The 5,932-nt window shown below is 69.7% G+C and carries 5 protein-coding genes; 4 read left to right on the top strand and 1 reads right to left on the bottom strand.

Annotation, left to right across the window (positions count from 1 at the left end; genetic code table 11):
• Positions 1–1,448: IS200/IS605 family accessory protein TnpB-related protein (locus tag ACWGH4_RS29590; RefSeq protein ID WP_453466329.1), on the bottom strand; the 1,448-nt coding region annotated here is incomplete at its 3' end.
• Positions 1,449–1,660: 212 nt separating this feature from the next.
• Between ACWGH4_RS29590 and ACWGH4_RS29585 the strand changes: the two genes are divergently transcribed.
• The 4 genes from ACWGH4_RS29585 to ACWGH4_RS29570 are packed head-to-tail and all read left to right on the top strand — an operon-like array spanning position 1,661 to position 5,899.
• Positions 1,661–3,001: an extracellular solute-binding protein gene (locus tag ACWGH4_RS29585; protein ID WP_453466327.1), complete on the top strand. Its 1,341-nt coding sequence runs from the start codon at positions 1,661–1,663 to the stop codon at positions 2,999–3,001.
• Positions 2,998–3,957 (top strand): carbohydrate ABC transporter permease, encoded by a 960-nt coding sequence (locus ACWGH4_RS29580; RefSeq protein ID WP_453466325.1) that lies wholly within the window; start codon positions 2,998–3,000, stop codon positions 3,955–3,957. The genes ACWGH4_RS29585 and ACWGH4_RS29580 overlap by 4 nt, the downstream gene beginning before the upstream one ends.
• On the top strand, positions 3,954–4,853 hold the full coding sequence (locus tag ACWGH4_RS29575; RefSeq protein ID WP_441266855.1) for an ABC transporter permease subunit: 900 nt from the start codon (positions 3,954–3,956) through the stop codon (positions 4,851–4,853). Before ACWGH4_RS29580 ends, ACWGH4_RS29575 begins: the two co-directional genes overlap by 4 nt.
• Before the next feature lie 56 nt (positions 4,854–4,909).
• On the top strand, positions 4,910–5,899 hold the full coding sequence (locus tag ACWGH4_RS29570) for an arabinan endo-1,5-alpha-L-arabinosidase (RefSeq protein ID WP_453466322.1): 990 nt from the start codon (positions 4,910–4,912) through the stop codon (positions 5,897–5,899).
• The last annotated feature ends 33 nt before the right edge of the window (positions 5,900–5,932 follow it).

Genomic DNA, 5,932 nt, shown 5'->3' with positions numbered 1-5,932 from the left:
GTCCGATGCCCCGCACGATCGCTCTGGTCGTGCGGGGGCGGTGTCGTCCGTCGCCGGATCGGGTGCCCTTGGGCGCGCCTGCCGATCGCGATGCTCGCGGCATCGTGCCGGCTGGTCTTGCGGGTGGTGCTGGTGAGGGGTTTCTGCCAGTGCTGGGCGCCCCATTTGCTGGTGTAGGCGGGGTCGACGGCGATGATCGTGATGCCGGTGGCGTCGGCCATGGAGGTCAGGCGGGCGCGGAGCCGGCCGGTGGGCATGCCGGAGATCAGCTGGCGGAACCTTCGCCTGGGGCCGTGCTTCTCCCTGGTTTTCTCGGTCTGGAAGTCGAGGTCCTCGACCGCGATGGCTGTGACATCACAGGACCGGGCCCAGTGCAGGAGGCGGGTGAGGGCGTGGCGTACTTGGGCGTCGCGGTGGGGGGCGGTGCCGGTCAACTCGTAGAAGAAGCGGCGGGGTTCACCGCAGGGGTTGCCGTGGGTGTCCAGGCGCCAGGCGGCGAGGTGGTCGGCGTTCATGTCGACCCCGATCACACCGTGGGCGAGGGCGGCTTCGAGCGGAACGGTCTTGACCGATGGGATCTGCCAGGAGGCGGTCACGTACCAGCGGTCGCGTTCGGTGTGGTGGTGGATGCGGTAGGCCACGGCCCGGTTCGCCGCCACCCGGTCCGCCCACTCGGCGCCCCGGTGCGCGAAGGAGGCCTGCGTGGCGAGTACGTACCGGCCGTGTGCAGCGTTCGCCAGATGTGCCAGGGGTGCCGGGAGTTTGATCGACACCTCGCCGTCGGGGGTGATGCGGATCGTCTCGTTGCCGAACCTCTTCCCCGACTCGCCGTCCGCCGTAAGGAACCAGCGCTCGGCCTCCCACCGCCGGCGCCACTCGGCTGCGGTCAGTCCCGCATCGGCCAGATGGTGACGGGTGCCGAGCAGTCGTCTGCCGCCCCGCACCACGCGCACCCGGCCCGCGTCCCGCTCGGCCCGCACCTTCTCGAGCCGGTCCTCCAGCACCCGCAGGCGCCGGGCCTTGGCATGCCACTCCCGCCGCGAACGGTAACCACCCGCGGCACGCTTCGTGCCCTTGTGTCCGACCGGCAGCGACAACCGATGCCGGATCGTCGCGACACCGGCTTCAAGGCTGTGGATGTGCGCGGCCTGCCCGCGCCGGGCCAGCGCCCACTGATCATGCGTGGCCTTCGTGATCGACCCCGCCCACCGCGACGACGACACACCCGTCAGGCCGCGCTTCCGGACCGCCCACGACCCGGCGGAGTGCTCCAGACCCTCCAAACACCGCGCCTTGAGATCACGTGAGGCCAGCGACCCGAGATGCGCACCCACCAGCCGCAGCACCTCCTCATCCTCCGCAATGAGGCCCTTGAGCCCGGTACGCACTGCCACACCCGAAGGTCCGGTCACCACGAACGGCGCCGCCAACTCCCGCAGACCGCCCACAGTGTCCACCCCCTCCGCACCACACGCACCCGCCACCACCCCCAACGACCCCGACCCGCAAAGGTCACCCATTCGACAGACGAACCCCCATCCGCCCTGCGAGCCCTCACCCACCACAGCCCACAACAACTCACCCGTACACGGCAGAACTCACTCATACGAAGTCAAACAGCAGCAGTTCACGACCCCTTCTTCCTCGGAGACGAGCCGCCATGCATCCACATCGCCTCAGCCGGCGCCGCGCCCTCGCCGGCGGCATCGGCGCCCTGGCCGCCACCACGGCCCTCGGCCCGCTGTCCGGCTGCGCCGCACCGTCCACCGTCGCCGGACCGGGGCAGACCCGCCTGCGGTTCTGGCATCTGTTCGGCGGCGGGGACGGCGTCAACATGCAGGGCATGCTCGACGAGTTCCGTGCCGAGCACCCGGACGTCTCCCTGGAGGCGGCGACCCTCCAGTGGGGTGCCCCCTACTACACGAAACTGGGCATGGCCGGCGCCGGCGGACGCGCGCCCGAACTGGCCGTGCTGCACCTGGCGAGGCTCGCCGGTTTCGCCCCCGGCCGGCTCATCGACCCCTTCGACCTCGACCTCCTCGCCGACCTCGGGGTCCGCGAACAGGACTTCCCGGCCGGCATCTGGCAGCGCGGCCGGGTGGCCGGCGAGCAGTACGCCGTCCCGCTCGACACGCACCCCTTCGTCCTCTACTTCCAGACAGAGGTGTGCGAGAAGGCCGGCCTCATGGCGGGCGGCCGGCTCAAAACGATCGAAGGAGCCGAGGAGTTCGCCGACGCGCTGCGCGCAGCGAAGAAGGTGACCGGTCGGCCCGGCCTCGTGACCGAGACACTCGGACCCGACTGCATCACCCCGTGGCGGCTGTTCGCCACCTTCTACTCGCAGACCGGCGGCAAGGTCCTCTCCGAGGACGGCAAGCGCCTCGCCCTCGACGACACCAAGGCGCTGCGGGTGCTCGAGTACATGGCCGGCCTCGCGGAGGAGGGGCTGATGGTGCGCCGCGCCGACTACGGCGCCTCCGTCGGCATCTTCAACGGCGGAAAGACCGCCTTCCATCTCAACGGCGAATGGGAGATCTCCTCCTTCCGCACCACCGGCATCCCGTTCTCCATGACCACCGTGCCCACCCTCTTCGGCCGGCCCGGCACCCAGGCCGACTGCCACGCCTTCGTCCTCCCGCACCAGGCCGGCCGCGGCGGCGCCACCAACGAGGCCGCGCACCGGCTCGTCGCCTGGATGCTCCGCAACTCCGTCGCCTGGGCCGAGGGCGGCCATGTGCCCGCGTACCTCCCGGTATTGAAGGATCCCGCGTATCTCGAACTGAAACCGCAGTCCGAGTACCGCGGCGTGATCGACGACGTGGCGCTCGACGAGCCCGCCTGGTTCACCGGTTCCGCCTCCCGGATGTGGATCGAACTCGGCGCCGTTTTCTCCGGCGTGCTCACCGGGTCCCGCACCCCGCGCGGTGCCCTCACGGAGGCCAAGGCCCGCCTCCGGAACCTCCTCGACACCCCCAACCCACTCCCCGGAGCCGCGTCATGACCACCACCACCGCGGCACCGCCGTCACCGGTGACGAAGCGCGCCGCCGCCCCCGGCGGACCGGTCCGCCCGGTCCACCGCAAGTGGACCGAACACGGCCTGGTGTTCGTCGCCCCGTTCCTGCTCGTCTACGCCATGTTCCTGATCTGGCCGCTGCTTTCCGGCCTCGGGATGAGCATGACGAGCGAGAACATCACCGGAAAGGAAGGGGAGTTCGTCGGCTTCGCCAACTACGCCGAGGCCCTCGTCGATCCCGACGTCTGGTCCTCGCTGTGGAACACGGTCTGGTTCACGGTGCTCTCCACCGTCCCGCTGGTCCTCGTGGGCCTCGGACTGGCCCTGCTGTCCCACCAGTTGAGGGTGGTGCAGTGGCTGTGGCGGCTCAGCTGGTTCGCGCCGTTCCTGCTGCCGTCCGGCGTCGTCTGTCTGCTCTTCGCGCAGATGATCTTCCCGTCCGGCTTCGGCCTCGCCGACCAGCTGCTGGCCGCCGTAGGACTGGAACCGGGCATCGGGTGGCTCAGCGACGAGCGTTACGCGATGCTCTCCGTCGTGGCGACCACCGTCTGGTGGACCGTCGGCTTCAACTTCCTGCTCTACCTCGCCGCCCTCCAGGCCATCCCGGTCCACCTGTACGAGGCCGCCGAACTCGACGGCGCCGGGGCCTGGAACCGGCTGTGGCACATCACCCTGCCGATGCTGCGCCGCACCACCGGACTGGTGGTGGTCCTCCAGGTGCTGGCATCTCTGAAGATCTTCGACCAGGTCTACATCATGACCGGCGGCGGTCCGGACGAATCGACCCGGCCGATCCTGCAGTACGTCTACCAGCAGGGCTTCACCGGCTACCGCATCGGTTACGCCTCCGCGGTGTCCTACATCTTCTTCGCCCTGATCCTGATCGTCTCCCTGGTGCAGCCGATGCTGTCCCGGCGCCGAGCTGAGGAGGCCGCAAAGTGAGCGGTTCCGCCACCATCACCCCCCGTCGCGCGCCCCGCACGGCCTCCGACGCCGGATCCACGGGCCGCCGGCCCCGCTGGAGCGCGGGCAGGATCACTCTGCTGGTCGTCGCCCTGGCCCTCACCGTGGCCTGGCTGATCCCGCTCGCCTGGGCGGTCGCCACCTCGCTGAAGCCGGAGGGCGAGACGACGAAGACCCCGCTCGAGTGGTTCGGTTCGCGGATCACGTTCGAGGCGTACACCAAGGTGTGGGAGTCCGGCGACCTGATGCGCTGGATGATGAACTCCGCGTACATCTCGGTCATGACGACCGTGCTGACGGTCCTGACCTGCGCGATGGCCGCGTACGGCTTCACCCGCACCGACTTCCGCGGCCGCAAGCTGCTCTACGGAGTGGTGCTCGCCGGCATCATGGTGCCGCCGCAGGTGCTCATAGCCCCGCTGTTCACCGAGATGGTGCAGCTCGGACTCGTCGACACCTACTGGGGCGTGATCCTGCCTCAGGTCGCCGTCCCGGCCATGGTCTTCATCCTGGTGAAGTTCTTCGAGGGAGTGCCCCGCGAGCTGGAGGAGGCCGCGTTCGTCGACGGCGCCGGACGCTGGCGGGTGTTCTGGACGATCGTGATGCCGTTGTCCCGGCCGGTGCTCGCCGCCGTCGCGATCTTCACCTTCATCTCCACCTGGAACAACTTCCTCTGGCCGTTCCTGGTGACCACCGATCCGGGCGGCATGACCCTGCCCGTCGGCCTGGTCAATGTCCAGTCCTCGTTCGGCGTCCGCTACGCGCAGATCATGGCGGCGCTCGTGATCGCCGGACTGCCCCTGCTGATCGTCTTCATGCTCTTCCAGCGGCAGATCGTGCGCGGTATCGCGCACACGGGTCTCGCCGGCCAGTAGGACGGGCCCGAAGAGCGGGCCCGTCGGTACGGTTGTCCGAAGAAGGAGTCACCGCAATGAGCCGCTCAGCACTCCTGCCCCGCCCGCTCGCACGCGCACTGGTGTCGATCCCCCTGGCCACGCTGATGGCCCTGGCCCCGGGTACGGCACTCGCCTACCCGGCGCCGGGGCACGTGACCGGCGACATCGTGGTGCACGACCCCACCATGGTCCGCCGCTCCGACGGCACCTACCTGCTCTACGCCACCGGCGGCGGACTGGCCATGCGCTCGTCCACCGACCGGATCGCCTTCCGGGCCGGAGGCTCCGCCTTCCCCACCGTGCCTTCCTGGTGGAGCCGCTATTCCTCCGTACCGGAGGCATGGGCCCCCGACATCTCGTACCACGGCGGCAAGTACCTGATGTACTACGCCGTTTCCCGCTTCGGCTCCAACACGTCGGCGATCGGCTTCGCGACGTCCTCCACCGGCCTGCCGGGCAGCTGGACCGACCACGGCATCGTCCACAGCACGGACGCGTCGAGCGATCACAACGCCATCGATCCGAACCTGTTCGTCGACGACGACGGAACCTGGTGGCTCACCTTCGGTTCCTGGTGGACCGGGATCAAGATGATCCGCCTCGACCCCGGCACGGGCAAGCAGCACGCCGGCGACAGGACGCGGTACTCCCTCGCCTCCCGTCCCACCGGCAGCCGCGCCGTCGAGGCGCCGCAACTGGTCAAGCGCAACGGCCTCTACTACCTCTTCGCCTCGTACGACACGTGCTGCGCCGGCACCTCGTCCACCTACAAGATCAAGGTCGGGCGGGCCGGCCGCGTCACCGGGCCCTACACCGACCGCGCCGGCGTACCGATGATGAACAACGGCGGCACGCTCGTCCTCGAGTCCCACGGCCGGGTGATCGGCCCGGGCGGGCAGTCCGTCATCAAGGACGCGGACGGCCACCTGCTCGTCTACCACTACTACGACGGCCAGGACGGCGGCACCCCCAAGCTCGGCGTCAATTGGCTGGGCTGGGGCGGCGGCTGGCCGGCCGTCTACTGACCGGCACACGCAGCACGAAGGCCGGGGCCGCAC

The sequence above is a fragment of the Streptomyces sp. NPDC054847 genome (assembly GCF_053610925.1).
The sequence above is the reverse complement of the archived record's forward strand: the minus strand, read 5'-3'. Positions and strand labels throughout refer to the sequence as shown.

Excerpts from the sequence above, each read along its gene's own strand:
- ACWGH4_RS29585 (WP_453466327.1), top strand. The coding sequence starts at position 1,661 with ATGCATCCACATCGCCTCAGCCGGCGCCGCGCCCTCGCCGGCGGCATC.
- ACWGH4_RS29580 (WP_453466325.1), top strand. The coding sequence starts at position 2,998 with ATGACCACCACCACCGCGGCACCGCCGTCACCGGTGACGAAGCGCGCC.
- ACWGH4_RS29570 (WP_453466322.1), top strand. The coding sequence starts at position 4,910 with ATGAGCCGCTCAGCACTCCTGCCCCGCCCGCTCGCACGCGCACTGGTG.